This window comes from Acidovorax sp. SRB_14 (assembly GCF_012932145.1).
GTDB lineage: Bacteria > Pseudomonadota > Gammaproteobacteria > Burkholderiales > Burkholderiaceae_C > Simplicispira.
The window spans coordinates 53,167-78,832 of sequence record NZ_MWOK01000007.1; the positions used below are offsets into that span (position 1 = coordinate 53,167).

Below are 25,666 nucleotides of genomic sequence, written 5' to 3' on the forward strand. Positions count from 1 at the left end.
TGGCCGGAAGATGGGTACTAACCCTTAGCATGGTTTTAGGTACACGGCATATGCTCAAGTCAGTAGTAATACGTTGCTATGCGAAAGAGGTTAGCCCGATGTCCCTGCCAAACCCCCCGCGTGATTTGCACCAGCCCGCTCTTTCACGCCGCACTGTCTTCGCCGGAGCGGGAGCCGCGGGCGCGACCGTTGCTGCAGCCGCAGTACTTCCTGGAATGCTGCAAAAACCTATTTCCTCCGTTGCCACAGCCTCTTTCAGCGCCAGTTCGGGAGGCTACCAGCTAACGGAACACGTCCAGCGCTATTACGAGACCGCCAAGGTCTGAGCGCAAGGAGTCCGCCATGCTGCTTAGCCGCAAAAAAACGTCTTCCGTCGCTACGCCCGTGTACTCGGGCCTGGTCTCCCATCTCGCGCGCGGGCTGGCACATGCGGTGCCGACCATTGATCGCCGGGCCTTCTTGCGTCGCTCAGGCCTAGGGGTCGGCGCGGGAATCGCTGCCTCGCAGCTTTCGCTCGTCAAGAAGGCCGAGGCCGCCGATCCCGCCCCACAGACCGGCACTGGCAAGGTCGAGGTCAAGCGCACCGTATGCGGTCACTGCTCGGTAGGCTGCGCTGTGGATGCAGTGGTCGAAAACGGTGTGTGGGTGCGCCAGGAACCAGTCTTCGACTCGCCCATCAACTTGGGTGCGCACTGCGCTAAAGGTGCTGCACTGCGCGAGCACGGCCATGGCGAGTTCCGTTTGAAATACCCGATGAAGCTCGTCAATGGCAAATACGAACGTATCAGCTGGGACCAGGCCCTTACAGAAGTCAGCGCCAAACTACTTGAACTGAAGAAGGCCAGCGGCCCCGACTCAGTCTTCGTGGTGGGTTCATCCAAGCACAACAACGAACAGGCTTATCTACTGCGCAAGTGGATGTCCTTCTGGGGCAGCAACAACACGGATCACCAAGCCAGAATCTGTCACAGCACCACCGTCGCCGGCGTCGCGAACACGTGGGGTTATGGGGCGATGACCAACTCTTACAACGACATGCAGAACTCCAAGGCGGCGCTCTACATCGGCTCCAACGCCGCTGAGGCGCACCCGGTGTCGATGTTGCACATGTTGCATGCCAAGGAGACGGGCTGCAAGATGATAGTGGTCGACCCTCGCTTCACGCGCACGGCAGCGAAGGCCGACGAGTACGTGCGCATCCGCTCGGGCTCCGACATTGCCTTCCTCTTTGGCGTGCTCTACCAGGTGTTCAAGAACGGCTGGGAAGACAAGCGGTACATCGAGGACCGCGTCTATGGGATGGACAAGGTACGCGAAGAAGTGCTGGCCAAGTGGACGCCCGACAAGGTCCAGGAAGTCTGCGGTGTCGATGAAGCCACTACCTTCAAGGTCGCCAAGATCATGGCGGAGAACCGCCCCAGCACACTGGTGTGGTGCATGGGCCAGACCCAGCACTCCATCGGCAACGCAATGGTGCGCGCCTCGTGCATCCTGCAGCTGGCGCTGGGCAATGTTGGTGTGTCGGGCGGCGGCGCCAATATCTTCCGAGGCCACGATAACGTGCAAGGTGCGACCGACGTGGGCCCGAACCCCGATTCGCTGCCCGGCTATTACGGCCTGAGCGAAGGTTCCTTCAAGCACTTCGCGGCCACCTGGGGTGTGGACTCCGAGTGGATCAAGCAGCAATACGCGCCGGGCATGATGACCAAGCCAGGCATCACAGTGTCACGCTGGATCGATGGTGTGCTCGAGAAGAACGAGCTGATCGACCAGGACAGCAACTTGCGCGGCCTCTTCTTCTGGGGCCACGCGCCCAACTCGCAAACGCGCGGCCTGGAGATGAAGACCGCGCTTGACAAGTTGGACCTGCTGGTCGTGATCGACCCTTTCCCCAGCGCCACCGCAGCCATGGCCGCCATGCCCGGCAAGACTGGTGACCTCAACCCGAATCGCGCGGTCTACCTGCTGCCGGCCAGCACGCAGTTCGAAACCAGCGGCTCGGTAACGGCCTCCAACCGCTCGCTGCAGTGGCGCGAGAAGGTGATCGATCCACTGTGGGAAAGCCGCAGCGACCACATGATCATGTACCAACTGGCCGAGAAGCTGGGCTTCGGCAAGGAACTTGTCAAGAACTACAAGATGCAGAAAGTGAAAGGCCTGGACGAGCCCATGCCCGAGGACATCCTGCGGGAGATGAACAAGTGCGTCTGGACCATTGGCTACACCGGCCAGAGCCCCGAGCGGCTCAAGGCGCACATGCGCAACATGAACGTCTTCGACGTGAAAACGCTGCGCGCCAAGGGCGGCATCGACAAGGCAACGGGCTACTCGCTGGACGGCGACTACTTCGGCCTGCCCTGGCCCTGCTGGGGCACGCCCGAGATGAAGCACCCAGGCACGGCCAACCTGTACGACACCAGCCAGCACGTGATGGACGGCGGCGGCAACTTCCGCGCCAACTTTGGCGTGGAGCGCGAGGGCGTCCCGCTGCTGGCCGCCGATGGATCGCACAGCAAGGGTGCCGACCTCACCACCGGCTATCCAGAGTTTGACCACCTGCTGCTCAAGAAGCTGGGTTGGTGGACTGAACTCAGCGAAGCCGAGCAAAAAGCCGCCGAAGGCAAGAATTGGAAAACCGACCCCACGGGTGCGATCATCCGCGTGGTCATGAAAAACCATGGCTGCCATCCGTTCGGCAACGCCAAGGCGCGCGCGGTGGTCTGGAACTTCCCCGACCCGATCCCGCAGCACCGCGAGCCCATCTATAGCACGCGCTCTGATCTCGTCGAAAAGTACCCCACGCACGAGGACAAAAAGGCCTTTTGGCGCCTGCCGACCCTCTACAAGTCACTTCAGGACAAGAACAAGGACATCGGCAAGACCTTCCCGTTGATCATGACATCCGGCCGCTTGGTCGAGTACGAAGGCGGGGGCGAGGAAACGCGTTCCAACGCTTGGCTCGCCGAGCTTCAGCAGGAGATGTTCGTCGAAATCAACCCCAGGGCAGCCAACGACCGGGGCATTCGCAACGGTGAGTTCGTTTGGGTGAAGACCCCCCCCATGGCGGCCGTGCCCGATTTCAAGGGCCTGAAAGTGCGCGCCCTTGTGACCGAGCGCGTCGACGCGGGCACCGTGTTCTTGCCTTTCCACTTCTCTGGGCGTTGGGGCGGCATTGACCTTGCGCAGTACTACCCCGAGGGCGCCAAGCCAATCGTACGGGGTGAGGCAGTGAACACCGCCACCACCTACGGCTACGACAGCGTCACGATGATGCAGGAAACCAAGACCACCGTGTGCCAGATCGAGAAGGCTGCATAAGGAGACTGACCATGGCGCGAATGAAATTCATCTGCGACGCCGAGCGTTGCATTGAGTGCAACGGCTGCGTGACCGCATGCAAGGCCGAGAACGATGTTCCCTGGGGGGTGAACCGGCGCCGTGTAGTCACGCTGGGAGACGGCGAGCCGGGCGAAAAGAGCATCTCGGTGGCTTGCATGCACTGCAGCGATGCGCCCTGCATGGCCGTGTGTCCGGTGGATTGCTTCTACCGCACGGACGAGGGCGTGGTGCTGCATGACAAGGACGTATGCATCGGCTGCGGCTACTGCAGTTATGCCTGCCCCTTCGGCGCACCTCAGTTTCCGAGCAACGGCACCTTTGGCTTGCGCGGCAAGATGGACAAGTGCACCTTCTGCAACGGCGGCCCCGAGGCCAATGGCAGCGCCGCCGAGAACGAGAAGTACGGTCGCAACCGTCTGGCTGAAGGCAAGCTGCCCGCCTGCGCTGAGATGTGCTCAACCAAGGCCCTGCTCGGCGGCGATGGGGACGTCGTGGCCGACATCTTCCGCACCCGCGTGCTGCACCGTGGCAAGGGCAGCGAAGTCTGGGGTTGGGGTACGGCCTACGGAAAGCCGAGCAAGTCATGAAAGACTTTAAGCTGACTCCCCGAATGACCGTGGTCGCCGCGGCACTGACTGTGCTGCTTAGCGCGTGCGGGGAAAAGCCGCAGACCGCTGGAACGCGCTCCGCCGACGTCCAAGCCTGGAACGGCGGAGCCCAGACGACCTTCAATGTCCCCGGCTGGGCGCCAGGCGACAAGGTCAGCTGGGAAGAGCAGATCAAGCAGCGCAATCGTAGCCAGAACGAGTACGTGCGCATGGCGCCTTGAGATTGATGCGGAGGCCCTCACGATGAATATGGCATTCTCTCGCTGGTTGGCTGCGGGTCTGCTGACCATCGCCAGTGCCTGGGTGCAGGCGCAATCGCCCACATCTTTACCTGCAGCGCCGCCTGTCTCCACAGCAGACAAGGCCAGTGGCCCACCCGCAGACTTTGTGGTGCCCGCCGATCCAAAACCGGATGAAAACAATGCTGCCCGAGCGAAATCGCAACCGGGCAACAATGCGCCCTTCTGGCGCAGTGTTCGTCAATCCGGTGAAGTCGAGGGTGTGACCAACCTCCCCGGCGTCGAAAAAGGCGTGCTGATTCAGCGTTTCGTGACTTATCCCGCCTCTGACCACACCAACGCTGGCGAAGCGTGGCGCCAGGTACGCAATCGCGTGATCATTCCCTACGGGGGCTCGCTCATGCTGATCGTGCTGGTGGCCATCGCCCTTTTTTACTTCAGGCGTGGCGCTGTAGGCCATGAACACCCTGAAAGCAGAGGAAGGATCGAGCGCTTCACGTCCTTTGAACGTGCTGCACACTGGCTCAACGCGATTGCCTTCGTGCTTCTCGGCATCTCCGGTGTGGTCATGGCCTTCGGCAAGATTCTGCTGTTGCCATGGATGGGCCATGACATCTTTGGAGCGCTCACGTATGGACTGAAGACGCTGCACAATTTCGTCGGTCCGCTGTTTGCAGTGTCGCTGCTTGTCATCATTCTCACGTTCCTTCAGGACAACATTCCTCGCGCCTGGGATTGGCTGTGGATCAAAAAAGGCGGAGGCCTGTTCACGGGCGAGGAAGTTCCGTCGCACCGATTTAACGCAGGCGAGAAAGGTGTATTCTGGATCGGTGCCTTCGTGCTGGGCCTCACCGTCGTGGCCTCGGGTTTGGTGCTGAACCACCTGATTCCGAACATGCTTTACACACGGGGACAGATGCAAGCCGCTCACATGTTTCATGCCGTTGCTGCCGTTCTGATGCTGTGCATCATTTTTGGACATATCTACCTGGGCACACTCGGCATGCGCGGCGCCTACCGCGCCATGCGCACCGGCTATGTCAGCGAAGGCTGGGCCAGGGAGCACCACGAACTGTGGTACGAGGACATCCAGGCAGGAAAGATTCCAGCTCAACGCTCGAGCGCATCGCCTTCCCCAGAGCCACGAACGCAGCCGCGCAAGGCATAAGGCGCCGCGCCATTGCACACGGAGACGCCACATGAGATTCCAGATCACCCTGCTGGCTATTGCCCTGTCGGCACTGAGCGCAAGCACCGCCAATGCCAAGCTGCCTCCAGTGTCCGACGAGGCAAAGGCGAAGGCGGATGAGGCTGCTGCGAAAACCGCATGGAGTGACAAGGTCGCCAACTACAAGCTTTGTCAATCCATGGATCGCGTGGCCGCTACCTACCTGGATCGTGCCAGGGCCGCCGGCCACTCGGTTCAGCCGGTGGCCACCCCCCCCTGCACCGACCCAGGCCCTTTCAGCTACACACCGGCTGAGCCAAAGCCGATCGAAGCATCCGGTGCGCATTCACCACCGCAAACCGCTTCCACGCCGCCCAGCACCACACAACCTGCAGCAGGAACGAAGCCCTGATTCCACAGCTTTCCGGACCTGCAAGCGCGCTCGGTTTTGAAGCCGACCTTCGCGCCTACCCGCCCCTGCCCCACGCGCCGCGCATGACCCATGCCAGCGCAGCTCTGCTGCGCGACATCGAGATCCTGGATCACCACGGCGTGCGGCGGAGCATTCAGATACCCGTTGAACGTCCGCTCACGGTCTTCGTCGACAAGCGCGAACTCGTTACGCTGATGACGTTGGGTGCGCGTCCCGAATTGCTGGTGCTGGGCTACCTGCTCAACCAGCGCTTGATAGACCGGTTAGAGGATGTCATTGCTGTCAGCGTGGACTGGGAAGTCGATGCCGCAGCCATCACCACCCGTGGGGGCATCACCGATCTGCAGGGTCGCACCGCGCACCGCATCGTCACGACCGGCTGCGGCCAGGGCACCGTGTTTGGCGAGGCCATGGACGCGCTCGGCCATATCCGTCTGCCCGACGCACGCGCCGCCCGCATCACGCAGGGCCAACTCTACAAGCTGCTTGACAGCCTGCGACAGCGTGACACCGTGCACCGTCGCGCGGGATCAGTCCATGGCTGCGCACTCTTCGAAGGCTCACGGATGCTGGTCTTCGTTGAAGACGTCGGGCGACACAACGCCGTCGACACCATTGCCGGATGGATGCTCATGCACGGCGTGAGCGGCACCGACAAGGTCTTTTTCACCACCGGACGGCTCACGAGCGAGATGGTCATCAAGGCGGCTCAGATGGGTGTGCCCATTGTCGTCTCTCGGAACGGCGTCTCCGCCATGGGCCATGACCTCGCAACCCGTCTGGGCATGACCCTCTTTGGGCGCGCAGCGAATCGACACTTTTTCTGCTACACGGGCTTCGAGCGCTTTGATGCGGAACCGGAGCCTTCACCTGAAGCGAATTCGGATCACGCCATCTCGAGCTGAATTGGACGACCGCCAACGGTCTTGATGAAAATCAGCTCCCCATGAACACCATGTCTGAAAGTTGGGTGTTGGCCTGGCAGCTCATTGCCCATGCCGAACCCGAACTGGTGCACATCGCATCGCTCTCGCTGCAGGTCAGCGCTACGGCGTGCGTTGTAGGCGCCTCGATCGGCCTGTTGCTAGGTGCTTGGCTTGCGGCGGCACGTTTTCCCGGCCATGCCCTGATCGTATGGCTCGTCAACACCCTGCTGGCCTTGCCAGCCGTGGTGGTAGGCCTGTTTGTGTACCTGCTGCTCTCGCGCTCCGGGCCGTTGGGAGAGTTGGGCATTTTGTTCACTCCGTCCGCCATGGTGGTCGCACAGAGCGTACTTGTTACCCCCTTGATTGCAGCCCTGTCGCGCCGACTCGTGCTCGCAGCCCTGAACGATGGAGGGAGCCAGTTGCAGTCGCTGGGCGCCCGCCCACTCACCGCCGCCTTGTTGATGCTGGTGCATGACCGCATGGGCGTGGCCACGGTGCTGCTCACGGCCTTCGCCCGAGCCATCGCCGAAGTGGGCGCCGTGATGATCGTGGGTGGAAATATCGCTGGCGTGACACGCGTGATGACCACCACCATCGCGCTTGAGACCAGCAAAGGGGACCTTGCATTGGCGCTCGCACTGGGCTTCGTGCTGCTGGCCGTGGTGGCCGCAGTCAACGGCGCAATTGGGCTGCTGCACTGGTTGGCCTCCCGCCCGCGGGTGGGCAATCCGCTGACCAACACCCCCTTGGCGCTTGCTCAACCGGCCAGCGCGCCTCCATCTGCGGCGGAGGCGACACCCCTGGTGGTGATCGAGCGTGCCACCGTGCGCTTCGGCAATGTGGTCGCACTGCACGAGGTCTCACTGACGCTCACACGAGGTGAGCGCCTGGTCCTGGTCGGAGCCAACGGCTCGGGCAAAACCACGCTGCTGCGGCTGCTGCACGGCTTGCTGCCTTGCGAAGGCCGCTATGAGCGCCTGCCGCTGCGCCCCGAAGGCCATGTCTCGCGCGCCTCCATGTTGTTTCAACGGCCCTTTCTGCTGAGCCTCTCGGTCTGGCGCAATGTTTGGGTCGGCCTGTGGCTGGCGGGGGTGCCCGGAGCTGAACGCCGTGAGCGATGCCACCGGGCGCTGGCGCGTGTGGGCTTATTGGAGCACGCTGCTCGGCATGCACGTACGCTCTCGGGTGGCCAGCAGCAGCGCCTGGGAATTGCGCGCGCCTGGGCGCTGTCACCGGACATCTTGTTTCTGGACGAACCTACCGCCAGCCTGGACCCGAGCGCAAAAAGCGAAATCGAACTGTTGATCGAAGAAGTGGCCGCCAGCGGTGTCACGATTGTGATGAGCACGCACAACCTGGGCCAGGCCAAACGCTTGGCAACGCGCGTGGCTTACCTTCAAGGAGGGCGGCTTATTGTGCAGCGCTCGGTGGCGGCATTCTTCCATAGCGAGGACCTGCCTCCTGAGGCCGCCCAGTTTCTTCAAGGCGAACTCGGCTGGCGGTGATGGTGAAGTGCGCCGTTGCATGCCGTGCAGGCTCGAAGCCCAGGGCGTGAGCCCATTGGCAGGCGCGCATTCGGACCATTTTGGTGTTGACGTGCCATCCCAATGGTGCATCGACATTTTCATGCCCGCGCCAAACAATCGGCCAGTTGCTGTCCCGCAGATGGCATCGAATCCGTGGTGTTTATGGATTTTCAGATTCCTGCAGCGCGCGCCACATCACCTTGCCGCTGCCACTCTTTGGCAGCGCCGTGACGAACTGCACGCTGCGCGGCACCTTGTAGACCGCCATGTGTTCGCGGCACCAGTCGATGATCTGCTGCTCGCTGGTGTCGGCGTGGCTGGTGCGCAGTACCACCACGGCCTTCACGCTTTCGCCGCGGTAGCTGTCGCGCGTGCCGATGACGCAGGCTTCCTGGATGGCCGGGTGGCGGAACATCAGGGCCTCGACCTCCGCCGGCCAGACCTTGAAACCCGAGGCGTTGATCATGCGCTTGAGCCGGTCGGTGAGGAAGAAGTAGCCCTCTGCGTCCATATGCCCGAGGTCGCCGGTGCGAAAGAAGCGCTGTCCCTCAAGCTCCATGAACGCCGCCGCCGTGGCCTGGGGCTGCTTCCAGTAGCCCTCGAACACTTCCGGCCCGCGCACGACGATTTCGCCCTGCTCGCCCACGGGCAGCTCCTGCAGCGTCTCGGTGTCGACCACGCGCGCGTCCGTGCCCATGAAGGGAATGCCCAGGCACTGCTGTTTGGGGCGGTCGGGCGGGTTCGAATGCGAGGGAGCGGCGGTTTCCGTCAGGCCATAGCCCTCGGCGTACTGCAACCCGTACTGCTCCAACAAGCGCTGCGCGACCGCCTGGGGCATGGCCGCACCGCCGCCGCCGATGTAGACCAGGCTGGAGAGGTCGTATCGGGCGAAGTTCGGACTGCCCAGCAGGTCGATCACCATGGTGGGGATGTTGGTCCAGCTGGTCACGCGCCAGCGCGAAATGAGGCGCCCCGCCAGTTCGCGGTCCCAGCGCGGCATGACCACCAGCGTGGCGCCCAGGTAGATGGCGGTGTGCATCACGCTCACCATGCCCGTGATGTGGAACATCGGCACCACGGCCAGCGCCACGGTTTCGGGCGAGCCGGTGCCCCACAGGCTGCCGGCCACGGCGTTGTGCATGATGCTGCGGTGCGGATGCATGCAGCCCTTGGGCAGGCCGGTGGTGCCGCTGGTATAGGGCAGCAGCGCCAGGTCTTCGGGCCCCACTTCCAGGGGCGGTGGCGCTTGGCCGCATGCGAGCGCATCGGCCCAGCGGTGCACCTGTCCGCCGTCGAGCGCAGGCAGCGCGTGCACCGTGCACAGCCACTCGTGCCAGGCCGGGGGCGGTGCATCGCCGCCCGCAGCGGCCGCATCGAAGGCGTCGGTGAACTGTGTGACCACCAGGTGCGCCAGGCGCTGCCCCGGCGCCAGCGCATTGCTGGCGCGCGCGAGTTCCGGCGCCAGGTCGGCGGTGGTGATGGCGACCCTGGCATCGGGGTCGGTGATGTAGTGCTTGAGCTCTTCAGCCCGGTTCATGGGGTTGACCGGCACCACCACGGCATTGGCGCGCAGGATGGCGAAATGCGCCAGCACCAGCTGCGGACAGTTCTGCATGCACAGCAGCACGCGGTCGCCGCGCCGCACGCCCAGGGAATGCAGACAGGCCGCCATGCGCTGTGCGCCGTCGGCGAGCGCCCGGTAAGCCAGGGTCTCGCCGAAGAACGCCAACGCCGGCTTGTCCGGATAGCGCAGCGCGCTGACCGCCAGGTTGTCCCACAGCGAGGTGGCGGGCGGCGTGATGGCCTGGGGCAGGCGGCGGGGCCAGAACTGGTAATGCGGGCGCATGGACGACTCCTTTGCGCCAAAGTCTAGCCCTGCCCTCCCGCGCTGCGGCGCGGGTTTCTCCCATTCCGCTGTCGCGTGAAGCTCAGCGGCGCGGCACGCTTTTCACCCGGGCTGTGCGTGCAGTCTGCACCCGGTGCGACAGCCGGGCAGCCGCTGCCGCGCGCGGTGCCCTACCCTTCGGCGCATGCGCCCGCCACGCAGCAGAATTAACAGTCAAAACGGCCTCTAGCCCTTATCCATCAAGCGCTATCAGCTATCTTTTTTGAATCACGCCTGCTGCCGCAAGCGCATCACCTCTGCAAGGGCCAGCGCCCCAGCACGGTATAGGGCCCGCGCGAGCCGACGAAGTTGTAGAGCAGGACAAACTCGCGCACGGTCCACGCCAGCGGGGCGATGGCCTGCTCGGCCAGCGCCTGCGGTGCGCGCAGCACGGTCATGTGCGGGGTGAACGCCGGTTCCGGCCCCTCGGAGAGATCGTCGTGCAAGGCCGCGAGCAGCGCCTGGTGCAAGGCCACCACGCCGGCAACGCTCGCGTCGCTTCCGAGCAACACCCAAGGCAGCGCCTTGCGCCCGGAAAAACTTTGCGCCCGGTCCAGGCAGACGCGAAAGGCCGGCAGGTGCACACGCTCTGCCACCTCCACGGCACGGTCCGCCGTGCGCGCCGGAAACGCGGCATGGGCGCCCAGCCAGAGCAATGTCAGATGCAGGCGCTCGGCACGCGCCCGCCAGGGGACCTTCAGGCCATGGCTGCGGCACAGCTGCTCGGCCAACTGCGCGGCCTGCGCTGCGGCCCGGGCATCGGGCAATAGCGCAAAAAAGACCCTGTGGCTGCGCAGTGCGTCCGGGGCGCTGCCCGGCGGAGAGGGTTCAAAGGGCATGGATCGGCCTCCGGGGCTTGCGGCCTGCCGACTCTACTGCGACCACCGCCTTGCGCGCCCGCGGAACGACCGCACCCGAGGCATGCGCGCAAGTCAGGCCGAATCGCGCAGGACCAGCTGGAACGGCAATTCAAAGCTGCGGCCCGGCTGGTCTGCGTCGGGGCCGTCCAGCCGCGCGATCAGCAACCCGGCGGCAAAGCGGCCGATCGCCTGTTCGGAACGGCCCACCGTGGTCAACGCAGGGTGCATCACTTGCGCGGCGGGAATGTCGTCGAAGCCGGCCACCGCGACGTCGTCGGGAACGCGCCGCCCCGCCGCGCGCAGCGCTGCGATGGCGCCGATGGCCAAGAGGTCATTGGCCGCGAACACGGCGCTGACATCGAAGCGGCCCGCCAGTTCGGCTGCGAGGGCGCGTTCGCCCGCCGCTTGGGTGAAGTCCTCGGCGGCAACGATGCAGGTCGGCAGCCCCGCCCGCTGCATCGCTGCATGAAAGCCGCGTTGGCGCTCCGCGCCCGGGCCCATCGGGCAGGACAGCATGGCGATGCGCTCGTGCCCTTTGCCGATCAGGGCCTGCGCCATGGCCTGCGCCGCCGCCGCGTTGTCGATGTAGATCTTGTCGATGTCGCGGGACGGCCGGTGCGCCTGGCTTTCCAGCTGAACCACGGCAATGCGTCCGCGCACGGCCTTGAGCAGTTCGGCTTCGCCGATGTGAAAGAACACCGCCATCACGCCGTCCACGTGCCCTTGCGACAGCCATTGCAACGCCCGGTGCTCGCGCTCGGGCGCGCCGTCGGTGTCGAAGATCATGGTGTCGTACCCGGCCGCATCGGCGGCGGACTGGAACCCCCGCACCAGCGCCGGATAGGTCGGGTTCGTGATGTCCGGGACGATGCAGGCCAGCGTGCGCGTGCGCGCAGACTGAAGACTCCGGGCCATGCGGTTGGGCACATAACCGAGCCGTTGGGCGGTCTGCAGTATGCGTTCGCGCGCCTCCGCCGCCACCGTCGATGGCTCGACCCGGTTGAGCACCAGGGACACGGCGGTTTGCGACAGGCCCGTGGCAACGGCGATGTCGCGCTGTGTAGGCCGCCGCAAGGCCATCACAGGCGCCTTAGCTTGGCTGGCGAATGCCGCCGAGGGGCGGGCGCCAGCGGGCGCAGGTTCGCGGAACGTCGCTTTCTTCATGGTGTCCTGATATCCATAATACGCATTATTATTGCGCGCTCCCTGGCTTGGCTCCGGGAGACGTACCGGTCTGGACGATGCCCCGAGCAGAGGATTCCGCCATGAACATCTCGCGCCGCGCACTCTCCCTGTCGGGCCTGGGCGCAGCAGCCCTCGCGGCGGCCCCCGGCCTTCTCGCCCAGACCCGCGCCCGCCAGCTCACCCTTCTTGTGGCGCAACCCGCTGGCGGCGTGACCGATGCATTCGCGCGCGCCGTTGCTCCAGCACTGGGCCGGGGGCTCGGGCGCACCGTGGTGCTGGAGAACGTCACCGGCGCGAGCGGCTCCATCGCCGCCAGCCGCTTGCTGGCAGCCGTGCCCGACGGCTCCACGCTCCTGGTCGGATCTCCCTCCGAGACCGTGCTCGCGCCGCTCACCTTGCGCGCTGTCCGCTACCGGTCCACGGACTTCCAGCTCTTGAGCTTGGTCAACGATTCCCCGCTGGCGCTGTATGCGCGCAGCGACTTGCCCGCGAACAACCTCGACGAACTCGTGGAACTGGCGCGCCAACGTGGCGGCAAGCCCCTGAGCTACGGCAGCACCGGGCAAGGCTCGTTGTTCCACCTCGTGACGGAAACGTTGCTGTCCGCCACCGGCATCCAGGCCACGCACGTCCCCTACCGCGGCGGCGTGCCCCTGTTGACCCACCTTCAGGGCGGCACCATCGACTTCACGATGCTACCCGTGGACGCCTTGCTCGGAAGCATGGTCGCCGGCGGCAGGATGAAGGTGCTCGGTGTCTCGTCCGCACAGCGGCTCGCGCGCTTCCCCGCTGCCGCGACCTTCGACGAAAGCAGATCGGCGCCCGCCGTCGGTCGCCCGAGCATCTGGGTCGGTCTGCTGGCCTCCGCCGCGATAGGCGAAAGCGCCAGTGTGCGGTTGCACCAGGTCGTCACCGAAGCGCTCAGCGATGCGGACGTGCGCAAGGCCATCGATGCCGCCGGGGGTGCCGTTCCGTCTCCGATGTCCCTGGCCGACGCCGCGCGCTTCTATGCCGCAGACGCCGTGAAGCTGCAGGCACTCGCAAAAGCCGCGCGCATCGAGCCCATCTAGTCGGCGAGCCGGCTTCGGCCGGCCCCCGTGCTTCTCGATTTCTGGGCGCCGCACTGCGCTCAGCCGTGCACCACCAGGCCGGCCCGCAGGCCAATGCACGCTTGGTGCAGCGCGGCCCGGGCGGCAGCGCTGCACGTTTTGAAAGAAAAATGCCTGAAACGCTTAAGGGTCAAGCGCATTCAGCTATTGAAAAAGTAGCATGCAATGTCGCCCTGGGGCACGCATGCAGTGGCCGAGCCCTATGCAGCGGCAAGCCAATCCAACGCCCACGGCAGACGGATCCGCGCTGCGCCCTGGACACAACAAACAGAACCACCTGAAGTAATACGTATTACAATGGTTTCACCCCTGTCCTGGAATTGCTCTCGCAGGGGAAAGTCCTGCTCGCGTCCCTCCCGAGGAATTTGCGCCATGAACATCCGCCAGCACCGTCTCTGGAGCCCGCCACCGGGGCCTGGGTGGCCAGGGCGGAGACCGTGCGCGGGCGCGGCAAGCGCGGACCGAGTGACCGCAGCGGCCGCGCCCACATCGTCAGAACACAGGTCCCGGGCGGCAACCTCGGGGTGTGACGTGCGCCACCCCACGGATCTGCACACAGCCCTGCCATGAATACCGCCGTGCAAAGCCTTCCATCCCCCGAGTCGCCGCGCCGTGTCCACCCGACCGTGCGCCTGGACTACGGTCTGCGCGTGTTGGGGCAAGGGTTCTTTGGCGCAGTGGCACTCTCGGTGCTGCAGTTGCGGGCCCTGCACGTGGGCACCGTGGTGCTGATCTGCGGCATTGCCTTGCTGTGGCCGCATCTGGCGTATCTGGTGGCGAACCGTGCACGCGACAGCAAAGCCGCCGAGCAGCGGAACTTGCTGATCGACTCCTTCCTGCTGGGCGCGTTCACGCTGCTGACCGGCCTCGATCTGTGGATCGGCGTGGTGTCCTTCACCGCCATCAACGCCGCCAACCTGAGCATCGGCGGGCGGCGCCAGGGCTGGATCGGCGTCGCGTGCTTCCTGCTCGGGATCCTGGTCACGGGACTCCATGCCGGGTTCGACGTGTTGCCGGTCCCACCGCTGGCACACGCCATGACGGCGCTCGCTGTCATTGCCTACACGACCGGGTTCGGCCTGGCGTCTCACTTCCAGACGCGCCAAGCCATTGGCGCCAAGCGCGAAGTCCACGCGCGCAACCAGGTCATCGAGCAACAGAAGGCGGATCTCGAACAGGCCCGTGTGCTTGCCGAGCGGGCCCGTGAGCTGGCAGAGGCCGCCAACCTCACCAAGAGCGCCTTCCTGGCCAACATGAGCCATGAACTGCGCACGCCGCTCAATGCCGTCATCGGCTATACCGAGATGCTGGAGGAAGACTTCGCGGAGCGCGGCGAACCGGGCACCGCACTCGCCGACCTGGGCCGCATCAAGGGGGCGGCGCGGCATCTGCTGCAAATGATCAACGATGTGCTCGACCTCTCGAAAATTGAAGCGGGCAAGATCGAATTGCATGTCGAGTCTTTTCAACTGGCCGAACTGCTGGACCAGGTGGTCTCGACCACCCAGCCCCTTCTTGCCGTCAACCGCAACCGCCTGCAGGTGCATTGCGCGCAGGGCCTGGACCCGGTGCAGTCCGACTTGACGAAGCTGCGCCAGGTGCTGATCAACCTGGTATCGAACGCGTCGAAGTTCACCAGCGATGGCAGCATTTCGATCGAAACCACTGCCGGAATCGACGCGGGCGGTCGCCCCATGGTGGTGTTCGAGGTCACGGACACCGGTATCGGCATGACCCCCTCCCAGCTGGGCCGGCTTTTCCAACCCTTCGTGCAGGCTGACGCCGAGACCACGCGAAAGTATGGCGGTACGGGCCTGGGATTGGCCATTAGCCGCCGTCTGTGTCGCCTGCTGGGCGGCGACGTGACGGCCATCAGCACGTGGGGCAAGGGCAGCCAGTTTCGCGCGGCGGTGCTCGCGCAGTTGCCCCTCGCCGAACACGCAGCCGTGGACTGACATGCCCAAGATCCTGCTGGTCGAAGACAACGATCTCAACCGGGACATGCTGTCGCGGCGGCTGCGGCGGCGCGGCTACGAGGTGGTGATGGCCTTCGACGGCCCCCAGGCCCTGAGCGCTGCGGCGAGCGCCATCCCCGCGCTGATCCTGATGGACATGAGCCTGCCGTTCATGGACGGCTGGGAGGCCACGCGCCGCCTGAAGGCGAACCCGGACTTGTGCGAAATCCCGGTGATCGCTCTCACCGCGCATGCCATGGAAGGGGACCGCCAGCGCGCCCTGGATGCAGGCTGCGACGACTTCGACACCAAGCCGATCGAATTCGAGCGCTTGCTGGCGAAGATCGAGAGCCTGCTATGACAGCGCTGCCCCGCATGCGTGCGGCGACGGGCGTCGACCCTGTGCCCGGTGCACCGCACACGGCCAACGGAGGCTCGGCCACGCCACGGCGCCTGTACGGCGGGGTGCGCGTGAATTACCCGGTGCGCATTGGCGCCCATGTGGCCGCTGGCCTGCTGCTCGGCTCGGTCTTCACCACGCAGCCGCCACCCGCGCTGTGGTGGGCGGGGTTGGTCATGCTGACGTGGCCGCATGTCGCGTACTGGCTGAGCTGTCGTGCCGTTGACAGCCGGCGCAGCGAGATGCGCGCCTTGCTGATCGACTCTTTCCTGATAGGAATCTACGGCGGGCTCTCGGGCCTCAATCTCTGGATCATCGTCGCGCTGGGGGGCGCCATGCATGCATCGAACCTCGGCTCCGGCGGCGGTCGCCATGCGTTGCGTGGCCTGATCGCCACGGGGATGGGCCTTGCAACGGGTGCCGCCGCGACAGGCTTCGAGGTCCGTCCCGACACCTCGTTGCTGACCATTGCGTTGTCGGCCGTGGCCGCGGCGCTCTACCTGTCGCTCTTCGGCCATGCGATCTACGCCGAATCGCTGCGCACCGCGAGGACGCGTGCGGCCTTGCAGGAGCGCAATCGCGAGATCGAGGCCCAGACCGTGCACCTCGAACAGGCGCGACAGGAGGCGGAACTGGCCAACAAGGCCAAAAGCGCCTTTCTGGCGAATATGAGCCATGAGCTGCGAACGCCGCTCAATGCCGTGCTCGGCTATGCCGAACTGCTCGAAGAAGAACTGGCAGACTGCGCCTCCCCCGAAGCCCGCACGGACCTGGGCCACATCCAGCATGCGGCAAAGGATTTGCTGTCGATGATCAACGCCGTGCTGGACCTGACCCGGCTGGACGCTCACAAGGTCCAGCTCCACCTCGAGGACTGCGACCTGCGCGGTCTGCTGTCGTCCATCGAAGCCGCCGCGCAGCCGCTGCTGACCGCCAACGGAAATCGCATGCAGGTCGACGTGCAGCCGGGTCTGGCGCTGGTCCATGGGGATGCGCTGCGCCTGCGGCAGGTGCTGATCGCGCTGGTGTCCAACGCGGCCAAGTTCACGGCCCAGGGGAGCGTGCAGCTGCGCGCGTCCATGCGCGAGCGGCAACCCGGCGTGCCGGAGGTGCGTTTCGACGTCGAAGACACCGGCATAGGCCTGAGCCCCGACGAGATCGGCCGGCTGTTTCAGCCCTTTCTGCAGGCCGATGAGGGCACCACCCGGGCCTTTGGCGGCAGCGGCCTGGGATTGGCGATCAGCCGCCGCCTGTGCCGCCTGATGGGCGGAGACATCGGCGTGGCCAGTACACCCGGCGCGGGCTCATGCTTCACCGTCTGGCTGCCCCAGCCGGTCCGTTTGCGGCAGCTCGGTACGTCCCCAGAAGAGGCACTCCGGGCGGCGCCAGGCATACCCCCGGAGCGCAGCGCATGACGGCCCAGCGCTCCCCACCCGCTGGCGCGATCGATCGCATCGCGTGTGGCGCCGATCTCGCCAGCCTGCCGGCGTTGCAGGCCCTGGTGGCCACGATGTGCCGTCGCGAGGGAATCGGCGAGCCGGCGTGCCACGACCTGCAGTTGATCGTCGAAGAGGCCTGCGTCAATGTCATGCACTACGCCTACCCCGCAGGCCAAAGCGGCCCGCTGACGCTGGAGATCAGGATCGTGCACCGGGGCGGTCCACGCCGCATCGTGTTGACGCTGGAGGACCTGGGCCGGCCGTTCGACCCGCTGTCGGTCGAACCGGTGGACGCCAACGCTGCCATCGAGGCGCGTACGCTGGGCGGCTTGGGTGTGCACCTGATCCGCCAACTCTCGAACCGCCAGCACTACCAGCGCCACCCCCTGCGCGGCAACGTTTTCACCATCGAAAAATATCTGGGGCCACCCGCACCCCACTGACCCCTGGAGCAAGACCATGCAGATCACCATCACCCAACACGACACGATTTCCATCCTGGCCATCACAGGCAGCGTGGACAGTCTCAGCGCCGATGAATTGACCCAGCGCTTTGCGGAGTCGATCTCTCAGGGCAATGTCCGTCTGGTGGCCGATTTCTCGCTGGTGAACTACACCAGCAGCGCCGGCCTCCGGTCCCTGCTTGGCACCGTTAAAAACTGCCGGCTCGCCGGCGGCGACCTGCGCATGGCCGCGGTGCAGCCCCAGGTCCAACGGGTGCTCGAGATAGCCGGCTTTATCAGCATCCTCAACATCTTTCCCAACGTGCACCGCGCGGTGGAGAGCTTCACGGAGGCCGCATGAAACGCGCACCGGTTCAGGGTCCTGCGGTCACGCTGGTGATTGGCTCGGGCAGCGTCAAATGCGCTGCCGCCATCGGCGTGGTCAAGGCGCTCACCGACGCAGGCATCGGCATCGATCGCGTGGTCGGCTGCAGTGGCGGCGCCCTGTTCGCGGCCGGGGTGGCCCTCGGCTTCGACACCGCCAGGATGACGGACGTCACGCTGCGCACCTGGACCCGCAAGCTGACCGCCAAACGCAGCCGCATGGGCTTTCTTCGCCTGCTCGCACCCCGGCTCTTCGGCTTTCGGTCGGACAGTTTTGGCTTGCGTGACGATGGCCCGATGCTCTCGGCCTTTCGCGACGTCTTCGGGCAGCAGCGCATCGAGGACACGCCAATTCCGCTGCACATCACGGCCACCGACTTCATGAATGGTGAGCTGGTCGACATCGTGCGCGGCGACCTGGTCGATGCGCTCCGCGCCAGCGTGTCGCTGCCCCTGGCGTTTCGGCCCGTGAAGCTGGACGGCCGGGTTCTGATCGATGGCTACATGTCCGACCCGCTGCCGATCAGCGTGGCGATGAAGAACGGCAGCCGCGTGATCGTCGCGGTGGGTTTCGAGAGCCCCTACCAAGAGAGTATCCGCAGTGCGGGACGTTTTGCGGCCCAGCTCAGCGCAATCCTCGCGAACAATTTGCAAAAGTCGCGCTTGGCCTTTCACAGCGCAGCACACCATTCCGAGATGATCCTGATCCTGCCGCAGTTCAAGCAGCGCGTGCGCCTGTTCGACACCGACAAGGTGCCCTACATCATCGAAGAGGGTGAGCAAGCGGCCCTGCAGCAACTGCCCTACCTGCGCGCCCTGCTCGATGCCCACCGCGAACGCCTTGAACCTGCCGCGGCCTGAGGGCACGGCCGACACCCCGCGGGACGCACACATGCTGTCCAAGCTAACGCCCACGCCGACGGAACAGCTGGAGCGCCGGATGCGCATCCTGGTGGTCGACGATCTGGAGCTCAATCGCGACCTCCTGGCGCGCCGCGTCCAACGCCTGGGCCACGAGGCGGGCATCGCCGTCAACGGACGCGATGCACTCGAACAGCTGCAGCAGCAGGCCTGGGACCTGGTGCTGCTGGACATCACCATGCCCGAGATGGACGGCTACGAAACCCTGCGGCGCATCCGCGCCGACCCCGTGTCGGCGCAGCTGCCCGTGGTGATGGTCTCGGCCATCGACGAGAGCGAAAGCGTGGTGCGTTGCCTGGAGCTGGGGGCCGACGACTACCTCCCCAAGCCCTGCAACCCCGTGGTGCTGCAGGCACGCATCGAATCATCGCTGGCCAAGAAACGCCTGCAGGACCACAAGAGCCACTTGCTGCACGCACTCTCCCGCGAGTTGCAGATCGGCCAGCGGATCCAACAAGGCTTCCTGCCTGCCGAACTGCCGAGCGTGGCAGGATGGTCACTGGGCGCCAGCTGTACGCCGGCCCGACAGGTCGGCGGCGACTTCTACGATGCCTATTCGCTGCCCGCAGGCGCGCTCGCTCTCGTGGTCGCCGATGTGTGCGACAAAGGCGTGGGTGCGGCGCTCTACATGGCGCTGTTTCGCACGCTGCTGCGGGCCATGGCCTGCCAGACGGTGTCCGGGGAGTCGCTTCCCACGACGCTGGTGCGCAGCGTGGCTTTCGCCAACGACTACATCGCGACCGTGCACGGGCACGAGAACATGTTCGCCACGGTGTTCTTCGCTCTCCTGGAGCCCGCCAGCGGGCGCATGCACTACCTCAATGCCGGTCACGAGGCGCCGTTTGTCCAGCAGGCAGAAGGCGGCACCGCGGCGCGGCTCGACACCACGGGGCCGGCAGTGGGGCTGGTGGCCGGCCAACGCTGCACGGTGCAGACAGTGGTACTGCAGCCAGGCGCCAGGCTGCTCCTGCACACCGATGGCGCGACCGAGGCGCGGGGCGTGTCGGGGCCGTTTGGCGAAGAGGCATTGGGGTACGCATTGGGCCGCCCAGCCGGCTCGGCGCAGGAAATGGTCGACGGCGTGCGCACGCAGCTGGCTGCGCACGTCGGCGCGTTCGAACCGCACGACGACGTGACCTTGCTCGGTCTGATGCGGGAATTGTGAACATCACTGGAGTGCTCCACCATGCAGCAGCCAACGCGACCCGCAGTATTCGTCCGCCGTGTGCGCACGGAAGATGCCCAGACCATGCAAGGCTTTCTGCTGGGGCTGAGCGTACCGTCGCGGCGCAACCGCTTCCACGGGGGCATCAACGGCGCCCCGCCCAAGCTGGTGGCCTATCTGGTCAACGCCGACGGCATCCGGCATGCGGCCTGGGTGGCCTGCATCTGGGGCGCCCACGGCGAGGAAATCATCGGTGAGGCGGGCTGGTTCGTCGTAGACCCTGAACGCGGCAGCGCCGAGCTGGCGTTGAGCGTGCTCGACGGATGGCAGGGCTCGGGGGTGGCGAGCCAGCTGATGACCACCCTCATGGACAGCGCACGCGGTGCCGGCTTGCGCCACCTCTACGGCGACGTGCTGGACGTCAACGGGCGCATGCTGGCTTTCATGCGCAAACACGGGCTTGAGGCGGGTTTCGATGAGCCGCCCGATCGGGGCGTGGAACGTGTCAGCTGTGAGCTGGCGTAGCTGGATGCTGATGAGTAGCGTACGGACAAGTGCTTTGCCGATGCTCGGCTGCCCAAGCCGAGCATGCTGAACTGAGCGCCTACAAGGGCTCGGGGCTACTCGCGCGGCCACATGGCGCGAGCCGGCGAGATGCCGACGCCGGCCGCGATGGCCCAGTTGCTCAGCCTGACCAACAGGGTGCGCAGAACCGAAAGCGGAACAGCGGGCCGTGGGCAAAGATCGGGGGTACGCGCATATATGCGCTGCGCTCAAGGCGCCGTGTATGTCATCGCCGGGCCAGTGTTTGCGAAATGACGCGCCAGCAGTCGGCGCGAACCAAGCGCGCGTGCCATCCACATCTTCCACCTGGTGTACGACGCGGACTTCAGAACGGCCTGGGCGCATCGGCAAGAGAACTCAGCCGATACACGCGCGGCGCACCCGATCAGCTATGGCGCATTGCGTATGGTGCTTCTGCCAGGAGAGCGAAGGTGCGGTGAGTCCATAACGGGGTAAACGCGCAAGGCCGCTGCAAGCCTCGCCGCGTAACATGTCGTCACAATCACTGGAGACCACGTGAAAACCGCACTCTTCGCAATCGCACTTGGCATGGCCGGCATGGTGCATGCAGCTCCCCTGCCAGCGAAAGTCGCTGCAGGCATGAGCCTAACCTCTGCCTCCACCCCTGCCTCTTTCGAGGCGGCCAACCGCAAAAGCAGCAAGCGTGTAGGTGGTTCTGGCAAAAGCGGCAAGGGTGGCAAATACGTTGGCGGGCGCCGCAAATAAATGGGTGGGCGCCCGGCGCGCCCTCATCCCTGTAGCGTTCCTGGCGCTTTCGTCAAGCGCTGCGGCCCAGGTCTACCGCTGCGGCAATACCTACAGCCAGGAAGCTTGCAAAGGCGGTCGCGCGGTAGAAACGTCAGCGCCTGTTCGCGTCGAGGGCGGACAAAATGGCAGCGGCACCAAGACCATTTACCTCTGCCAAAGCCACGGCGGCGGCATGTTTTGGTCAAGTGCGCACTGCCATCAACACAATGCCTTTATCGAGCGCACCGAGAGCGTGCCAGCGAACATGGGTTGGGACGAGCAAGTGCGGCATGCCCAGTACCAGCGCGACCAGGCCCAAGCCCTCGCCAACCCTCCACCCGCAGCCCCAGCTCCGCAGCGTCAGCACATGCCGAACCGCACGGCCGAATGCTCCGCGCTCGATGAGCGCGTGAAGATGCTCGACAGCATGGGCCGGGCAGGCAGCCGGTACTACGACCTCGACTGGGTCAGACGTGAGCGGAAAGAGACGCGAGATCAGCAGTTCAGATTGAGGTGCTGATCTTCACGCCTCTGCCGGCCCCGCTTCCCGCACAGGGCCTGCCTTCGCTCGGTGCTGCTTCCACGTTCACAGCGCAGCTCATCCAGGGTGGGCCAGACTTTCCGCAATGGTTCTGAACGCCCCAGTGACTGAAGGTGACAGCTGAGGCTTACTCATCTTTGTTCGATTTCATGCGTCATCGTCTCGATCACGTAGTACGTGGCAGGGCATGTGGGCTTGGCCAGCTTCGTTCTGTCCGCCGTGATTGAACTGCTTGACTCTGCAATCACCGGCAAGCAGGGGAACGACGCGGAACGCTGAATTTCGGCTTTGCGCCCGAATCAAAGCAGCGCCATCAGCTCGGCCGCATTGCGCTGGCCCTGGTCCCCGTAGTTGTTGTTGAAGATGATCTGCATCATCTCCACCCGGCGAGCGATGAGTCGGATTTCAAGCAGCAGCTCTTGCAGATCTTCTGTCGAGTAGTCGTAGTTGAAGCGGTCCGAGGCGGCCGGTCCCTTCACATTCCACTTTTCGCGGTTGCGCCCATGCAGGCGCAGGATCGCCAGGCGCGTGCTCGTGATGTCCCAGACGGCCGGCACCCGGTTGGCCGTGTCGACCTCGGGCGAATCCACGATCACATGGGCCACCCCCAACTCGCGCTCGAGTTCAAGCGTGCCTGCGCGGTGCCGCTCGTCGAGCCAGGTCTTGTTGCGAAACTCCACGGCCATTTGCTGCTCGCCCATGCGGGCTGCGCACTCGCGCAGGTGGGCCTCGCCATCGCGGTTGTTGATGAGCCAGGGCGCGAACTGGAACAGCACAGCGCCGAGCTTGCCGCTGTGCTCGAGCGGGGCCAGGGCCTCGAGGAAGCGGCGCCAGATTTCGTCGAGCACTGGCTCGGGCACGTCGCGGTAGTAGAGCGTTTTCTTGTCGCGCAGAGCAGGCGGCAGCGCTTCGCGCAGGTCCTTGTGCAGGGCCGATGGCTGCGTCTGGTGCCCTGTTAGCAGGCGAAACGCCTTGACGTTGAACAGGAAGTGCTCGGGCGTGCGCTCGGCCCACAGCTGGGCGTTGGCGCCACTCGGAATCGCGTAGTAGCTGCTGTCGACCTCGACCACCGGGAACTGGGAGGCGTAGTAGCGCAGCCGGGACTCGGCCGATTTGGCCTCGGGCGGGTAGAACTTGCCCGAGTCCAGCAGCGTCTTGTCGGTCCACGACGCAGTGCCGACGAGGATGTTCATGGGGCGCCGCAGGGCTGCTGCGGACCGTTATGTGCGCGACTGCAGGTACTGCCGCACCGCGTCGGCAGAATGCCCCAACGCCTGGACCGCGGCGCGCAGCTCCTGCTCGGTCACGCCCAGCGACTCGGTCCAGTCGCGGACCTCGTAGGGCTGCTCCAGGCTGATCCGTTTGCGGTCGTTGCCGGTCTTGGTTAGGTCGTCGCTCATCGCAGCCTCCGCAGTGGAATAGCCAAAAGGTAGGGCAAAGCCCGGCGCTGGGCTGTAGGACGCCACCCAGCAAGGGTACCTGCGCGTCACCCCCTGTCCACTGAGATGCCTGCCACCCACTCACCCACTGCCCACAACTCACGCCCACAGGCGTCGGACAGGCTTTTCTTACGGACCCACGGGCAAGCCACAGAACCATTTAGCCTCCAAACCCGAACTGCTGCCCTGCCTCAGCTGCAGCGCCAGCATCAAAAGCGGCTCGATGGCTCTCTGGCGTGCGGGTAATAAACCACTCAATCCTTCAGATCCACCCCTAGCTGGGCGAGCTTTGCCGCATACGCATCCCTGCGCTTTGCCGCCTTGGCTGCCGTATCGACCGCCGCTTGAATTGCCTTCGGCCCCTTGGCTGCAACTGTTTTGATGAGGCCTTGTTTATGAGCAGCCTCTGCCTTCGCCCTCTTGAAAGTGGCAAGCAATTCGGTATGGGCAACAGGTTGATTCACAGGGAAACTCATTTTCTAAACCGCCATTTTCGCGCCTGCCTGCCTCCATCGGAATGAGTTTGGAGCGATAGCAGCCAACCACTACACAACCTGCCACCCTCATCCGACGCAAGACCCTGCTGGCTTGGGCGTCCTAAGCCAGTATTGATGGCATCTCGCTTCTCCGCACCAAAAATAAAACCATGCAAGATACGCTTCTTGATGGTGCGCCCTGTTCCTTATATTTCCACGTAAAAATGAAAAAAGCCCGCATTGGCGCGGGCTTGTGCGGGTTTTTATTCCCGTAATTTCCAGTGAATTCCTATTGCAGGATCACTCCCACTCGATCGTCGCTGGCGGCTTGCTGCTGACGTCGTAGGTCACGCGGTTGATGCCGCGCACTTCGTTGATGATGCGGCCCGACACCTTCTTGAGCAGCGCATACGGCAGTTCTGCCCAGTCGGCCGTCATGAAGTCGCTGGTCTGCACCGCGCGCAGCGCGACCACGTAGTCGTAGGTACGGCCATCGCCCATCACGCCCACGCTCTTGACCGGCAGGAACACCGTGAACGCCTGGCTGGTCAGCTCGTACCAGCTCTTGCCCGTGGCTTCGTCCTTGAAGTTGCGCAGTTCCTCGATGAAGATCGCGTCCGCGCGGCGCAGCAGGTCGGCATATTCCTTCTTGACTTCGCCCAGAATGCGCACGCCCAGGCCGGGGCCTGGGAACGGGTGGCGGTAGACCATTGCGGGCGGCAGGCCCAGCGCCACGCCCAGCTCGCGCACTTCGTCCTTGAACAGGTCGCGCAGCGGTTCGAGCAGCTTCAGGCCCAGCTGCTCGGGCAGGCCGCCGACGTTGTGGTGGCTCTTGATGGTGACGGCCTTCTTGGCGCCCGAGCCGCCCGACTCGATCACGTCCGGGTAGATGGTGCCTTGCGCCAGCCACTTGGCGCCTTTGGCACCGGCACTGGTGAGCTTGGCAGCTTCCTGCTTGAACACGGTGATGAACTCGCCGCCGATGATCTTGCGCTTGGCCTCGGGGTCGGACACGCCGGCCAGCTTGCCCAGGAACAGCTCGCTCGCATCGACGCGGATCACCTTGGCGTGCAGCTTGCCGACGAACATGTCCATCACCATGTCGCCCTCGTTCAGGCGCAGCAGGCCGTGGTCCACAAACACACAGGTCAGCTGGTCGCCGATGGCACGGTGGATCAAGGCTGCCGCCACCGACGAATCCACGCCGCCGGACAGGCCCAGGATGACTTCCTCGTCGCCCACCTGCTTGCGGATCAGTTCCACCGCTTCGGCAATGTGGTCGCGCATCACCCAGTCCGGGGTCGCGCCGCAGATGCCCAGCACAAAGCGCTCGAGCAGGGCCTGGCCTTGTTGCGTGTGCGTGACCTCGGGGTGGAACTGCACGCCATAAAAATGGCGCGCTTCGTCGGCCATGCCGGCGATCGGGCAGCTGTCCGTGCTGGCCATGAGCTTGAAGCCCGGGGGCAGCGCAGTCACCTTGTCGCCATGGCTCATCCACACGTTGAGCATGCCGTGGCCCTCTGCCGTGGTGAAGTCGGCAATGTCCTTCAAGAGGGCCGTATGGCCGCGCGCGCGCACGGCCGCGAAACCGAATTCACGCTGGTGGCCGCCTTCGACTTTGCCGCCGAGTTGGTGCGCCATGGTCTGCATGCCGTAGCAGATGCCCAGCACCGGCACACCCAACTCGAACACCGCCTGCGGCGCCTTGTCCGTCGAGTCCTCGTACACGCTGGCGTGGCTGCCCGACAGGATCACGCCCTTGAGCGTGCCATCGGCGGCGTAGTCGCGCACCCAGGCATCGGTCACGTCGCAGGGATGGACTTCGCAGTACACATGGGCCTCGCGCACGCGCCGCGCGATGAGTTGCGTGACCTGGGAGCCGAAGTCAAGGATGAGGATTTTGGAGTGTTGCAT

At 64.8% G+C, this 25,666-nt stretch carries 25 protein-coding genes; 18 read left to right on the forward strand and 7 right to left on the reverse strand.

What is annotated here, in order from left to right; genetic code table 11:
• Window positions 1-342 precede the first annotated feature (342 nt).
• The 7 genes from B2J86_RS07480 (at window position 343) to B2J86_RS18370 (ending at window position 8,218) form a co-directional block, all read left to right on the forward strand.
• Window positions 343-3,318, forward strand: coding sequence for a formate dehydrogenase subunit alpha (locus B2J86_RS07480; RefSeq protein ID WP_169633688.1), 2,976 nt, complete (start codon window positions 343-345; stop codon window positions 3,316-3,318).
• An 11-nt stretch (window positions 3,319-3,329) separates the two neighbouring features.
• On the forward strand, window positions 3,330-3,926 hold the full coding sequence (gene fdh3B / locus B2J86_RS07485) for a formate dehydrogenase FDH3 subunit beta (RefSeq protein WP_169167346.1): 597 nt from the start codon (window positions 3,330-3,332) through the stop codon (window positions 3,924-3,926).
• The gene (locus B2J86_RS07490; protein ID WP_169633689.1) at window positions 3,923-4,168 is read left to right on the forward strand and encodes a hypothetical protein; all 246 of its coding nucleotides are present in this window, start codon (window positions 3,923-3,925) and stop codon (window positions 4,166-4,168) included. The genes fdh3B and B2J86_RS07490 overlap by 4 nt, the downstream gene beginning before the upstream one ends.
• Window positions 4,169-4,190: 22 nt before the next feature.
• Entirely contained in the window at window positions 4,191-5,354 is a 1,164-nt protein-coding gene (locus B2J86_RS07495; protein WP_371736261.1) for a formate dehydrogenase subunit gamma, read from the forward strand.
• Between the two features lie 31 nt (window positions 5,355-5,385).
• Complete coding sequence (locus B2J86_RS07500) at window positions 5,386-5,766, forward strand: hypothetical protein (RefSeq protein WP_169633690.1); 381 nt, start codon at window positions 5,386-5,388, stop codon at window positions 5,764-5,766.
• Between the two features lie 83 nt (window positions 5,767-5,849).
• Entirely contained in the window at window positions 5,850-6,692 is an 843-nt protein-coding gene (locus tag B2J86_RS07505; RefSeq protein WP_169167350.1) for a formate dehydrogenase accessory sulfurtransferase FdhD, read from the forward strand.
• Window positions 6,693-6,757: 65 nt separating this feature from the next.
• Entirely contained in the window at window positions 6,758-8,218 is a 1,461-nt protein-coding gene (locus tag B2J86_RS18370; RefSeq protein ID WP_371736262.1) for an ABC transporter permease, read from the forward strand.
• Between the two features lie 181 nt (window positions 8,219-8,399).
• Here B2J86_RS18370 and B2J86_RS07515 read toward each other — a convergent pair whose 3' ends face one another.
• The 3 genes from B2J86_RS07515 to B2J86_RS07525 form a co-directional block, all read right to left on the reverse strand.
• Entirely contained in the window at window positions 8,400-10,085 is a 1,686-nt protein-coding gene (locus B2J86_RS07515) for a long-chain fatty acid--CoA ligase (protein WP_173025115.1), read from the reverse strand.
• 290 nt (window positions 10,086-10,375) lie between these two features.
• Window positions 10,376-10,963, reverse strand: coding sequence for a 2'-5' RNA ligase family protein (locus B2J86_RS07520; RefSeq protein WP_173025116.1), 588 nt, complete (start codon window positions 10,961-10,963; stop codon window positions 10,376-10,378).
• A gap of 93 nt (window positions 10,964-11,056) precedes the next feature.
• The gene (locus tag B2J86_RS07525) at window positions 11,057-12,148 is read right to left on the reverse strand and encodes a LacI family DNA-binding transcriptional regulator (protein ID WP_216842319.1); all 1,092 of its coding nucleotides are present in this window, start codon (window positions 12,146-12,148) and stop codon (window positions 11,057-11,059) included.
• A gap of 101 nt (window positions 12,149-12,249) precedes the next feature.
• Between B2J86_RS07525 and B2J86_RS07530 the strand changes: the two genes are divergently transcribed.
• The 11 genes from B2J86_RS07530 (at window position 12,250) to B2J86_RS07580 (ending at window position 21,816) form a co-directional block, all read left to right on the forward strand.
• The gene (locus tag B2J86_RS07530; RefSeq protein ID WP_173025118.1) at window positions 12,250-13,239 is read left to right on the forward strand and encodes a tripartite tricarboxylate transporter substrate binding protein; all 990 of its coding nucleotides are present in this window, start codon (window positions 12,250-12,252) and stop codon (window positions 13,237-13,239) included.
• 605 nt (window positions 13,240-13,844) lie between these two features.
• Window positions 13,845-15,233 (forward strand): ATP-binding protein, encoded by a 1,389-nt coding sequence (locus tag B2J86_RS07535; protein WP_169167356.1) that lies wholly within the window; start codon window positions 13,845-13,847, stop codon window positions 15,231-15,233.
• 1 nt (window position 15,234) lies between these two features.
• Window positions 15,235-15,594: a response regulator gene (locus tag B2J86_RS07540; protein ID WP_169167357.1), complete on the forward strand. Its 360-nt coding sequence runs from the start codon at window positions 15,235-15,237 to the stop codon at window positions 15,592-15,594.
• Window positions 15,591-17,048 (forward strand): ATP-binding protein, encoded by a 1,458-nt coding sequence (locus B2J86_RS07545; protein WP_173025119.1) that lies wholly within the window; start codon window positions 15,591-15,593, stop codon window positions 17,046-17,048. Before B2J86_RS07540 ends, B2J86_RS07545 begins: the two co-directional genes overlap by 4 nt.
• Entirely contained in the window at window positions 17,045-17,515 is a 471-nt protein-coding gene (locus B2J86_RS07550; RefSeq protein ID WP_169167359.1) for an ATP-binding protein, read from the forward strand. The genes B2J86_RS07545 and B2J86_RS07550 overlap by 4 nt, the downstream gene beginning before the upstream one ends.
• 16 nt (window positions 17,516-17,531) lie before the next feature.
• A complete protein-coding gene (locus B2J86_RS07555) occupies window positions 17,532-17,876 on the forward strand; it encodes an STAS domain-containing protein (RefSeq protein WP_169167360.1) in 345 nt (114 codons plus the stop codon).
• A complete protein-coding gene (locus B2J86_RS07560; protein ID WP_169633696.1) occupies window positions 17,873-18,760 on the forward strand; it encodes a patatin-like phospholipase family protein in 888 nt (295 codons plus the stop codon). The genes B2J86_RS07555 and B2J86_RS07560 overlap by 4 nt, the downstream gene beginning before the upstream one ends.
• Window positions 18,761-18,791: 31 nt before the next feature.
• Window positions 18,792-19,985 (forward strand): PP2C family protein-serine/threonine phosphatase, encoded by a 1,194-nt coding sequence (locus B2J86_RS07565; RefSeq protein ID WP_173025120.1) that lies wholly within the window; start codon window positions 18,792-18,794, stop codon window positions 19,983-19,985.
• Between the two features lie 84 nt (window positions 19,986-20,069).
• Window positions 20,070-20,510: a GNAT family N-acetyltransferase gene (locus B2J86_RS07570; RefSeq protein WP_169633698.1), complete on the forward strand. Its 441-nt coding sequence runs from the start codon at window positions 20,070-20,072 to the stop codon at window positions 20,508-20,510.
• A 555-nt stretch (window positions 20,511-21,065) separates the two neighbouring features.
• Entirely contained in the window at window positions 21,066-21,275 is a 210-nt protein-coding gene (locus B2J86_RS07575; RefSeq protein WP_169633666.1) for a hypothetical protein, read from the forward strand.
• Window positions 21,244-21,816 (forward strand): DUF4124 domain-containing protein, encoded by a 573-nt coding sequence (locus B2J86_RS07580; protein WP_371736265.1) that lies wholly within the window; start codon window positions 21,244-21,246, stop codon window positions 21,814-21,816. The genes B2J86_RS07575 and B2J86_RS07580 overlap by 32 nt, the downstream gene beginning before the upstream one ends.
• Window positions 21,817-22,136: 320 nt before the next feature.
• On the opposite strand, the gene B2J86_RS07585 is transcribed toward B2J86_RS07580, so the two are convergent.
• The 4 genes from B2J86_RS07585 to guaA form a co-directional block, all read right to left on the reverse strand.
• Window positions 22,137-23,030, reverse strand: coding sequence for a DUF72 domain-containing protein (locus B2J86_RS07585; protein WP_173025121.1), 894 nt, complete (start codon window positions 23,028-23,030; stop codon window positions 22,137-22,139).
• 27 nt (window positions 23,031-23,057) lie between these two features.
• Entirely contained in the window at window positions 23,058-23,237 is a 180-nt protein-coding gene (locus B2J86_RS07590) for a DUF3606 domain-containing protein (RefSeq protein WP_169167365.1), read from the reverse strand.
• A 293-nt stretch (window positions 23,238-23,530) separates the two neighbouring features.
• Window positions 23,531-23,740: a hypothetical protein gene (locus B2J86_RS07595; RefSeq protein ID WP_173025122.1), complete on the reverse strand. Its 210-nt coding sequence runs from the start codon at window positions 23,738-23,740 to the stop codon at window positions 23,531-23,533.
• Between the two features lie 312 nt (window positions 23,741-24,052).
• Window positions 24,053-25,666 (reverse strand): glutamine-hydrolyzing GMP synthase, encoded by a 1,614-nt coding sequence (gene guaA, locus B2J86_RS07600; RefSeq protein WP_173025123.1) that lies wholly within the window; start codon window positions 25,664-25,666, stop codon window positions 24,053-24,055.

Bases quoted from the DNA above. Each gene is read 5' to 3' on its own strand.
- B2J86_RS07565 (WP_173025120.1), top strand. From the start codon at position 18,792: ATGCTGTCCAAGCTAACGCCCACGCCGACGGAACAGCTGGAGCGCCGG.
- B2J86_RS07500 (WP_169633690.1), top strand. From the start codon at position 5,386: ATGAGATTCCAGATCACCCTGCTGGCTATTGCCCTGTCGGCACTGAGC.
- B2J86_RS07550 (WP_169167359.1), top strand. From the start codon at position 17,045: ATGACGGCCCAGCGCTCCCCACCCGCTGGCGCGATCGATCGCATCGCG.
- B2J86_RS07480 (WP_169633688.1), top strand. From the start codon at position 343: ATGCTGCTTAGCCGCAAAAAAACGTCTTCCGTCGCTACGCCCGTGTAC.
- B2J86_RS07540 (WP_169167357.1), top strand. From the start codon at position 15,235: ATGCCCAAGATCCTGCTGGTCGAAGACAACGATCTCAACCGGGACATG.
- B2J86_RS07520 (WP_173025116.1), bottom strand. From the start codon at position 10,963: ATGCCCTTTGAACCCTCTCCGCCGGGCAGCGCCCCGGACGCACTGCGC.
- B2J86_RS07530 (WP_173025118.1), top strand. From the start codon at position 12,250: ATGAACATCTCGCGCCGCGCACTCTCCCTGTCGGGCCTGGGCGCAGCA.
- B2J86_RS07585 (WP_173025121.1), bottom strand. From the start codon at position 23,030: ATGAACATCCTCGTCGGCACTGCGTCGTGGACCGACAAGACGCTGCTG.
- B2J86_RS07525 (WP_216842319.1), bottom strand. From the start codon at position 12,148: ATGAAGAAAGCGACGTTCCGCGAACCTGCGCCCGCTGGCGCCCGCCCC.
- B2J86_RS07560 (WP_169633696.1), top strand. From the start codon at position 17,873: ATGAAACGCGCACCGGTTCAGGGTCCTGCGGTCACGCTGGTGATTGGC.
- B2J86_RS07515 (WP_173025115.1), bottom strand. From the start codon at position 10,085: ATGCGCCCGCATTACCAGTTCTGGCCCCGCCGCCTGCCCCAGGCCATC.
- B2J86_RS07505 (WP_169167350.1), top strand. From the start codon at position 5,850: ATGACCCATGCCAGCGCAGCTCTGCTGCGCGACATCGAGATCCTGGAT.
- B2J86_RS07495 (WP_371736261.1), top strand. From the start codon at position 4,191: ATGAATATGGCATTCTCTCGCTGGTTGGCTGCGGGTCTGCTGACCATC.
- B2J86_RS07490 (WP_169633689.1), top strand. From the start codon at position 3,923: ATGAAAGACTTTAAGCTGACTCCCCGAATGACCGTGGTCGCCGCGGCA.
- fdh3B (WP_169167346.1), top strand. From the start codon at position 3,330: ATGGCGCGAATGAAATTCATCTGCGACGCCGAGCGTTGCATTGAGTGC.
- B2J86_RS07555 (WP_169167360.1), top strand. From the start codon at position 17,532: ATGCAGATCACCATCACCCAACACGACACGATTTCCATCCTGGCCATC.
- B2J86_RS07590 (WP_169167365.1), bottom strand. From the start codon at position 23,237: ATGAGCGACGACCTAACCAAGACCGGCAACGACCGCAAACGGATCAGC.
- B2J86_RS07535 (WP_169167356.1), top strand. From the start codon at position 13,845: ATGAATACCGCCGTGCAAAGCCTTCCATCCCCCGAGTCGCCGCGCCGT.
- B2J86_RS07570 (WP_169633698.1), top strand. From the start codon at position 20,070: ATGCAAGGCTTTCTGCTGGGGCTGAGCGTACCGTCGCGGCGCAACCGC.
- guaA (WP_173025123.1), bottom strand. From the start codon at position 25,666: ATGCAACACTCCAAAATCCTCATCCTTGACTTCGGCTCCCAGGTCACG.
- B2J86_RS07545 (WP_173025119.1), top strand. From the start codon at position 15,591: ATGACAGCGCTGCCCCGCATGCGTGCGGCGACGGGCGTCGACCCTGTG.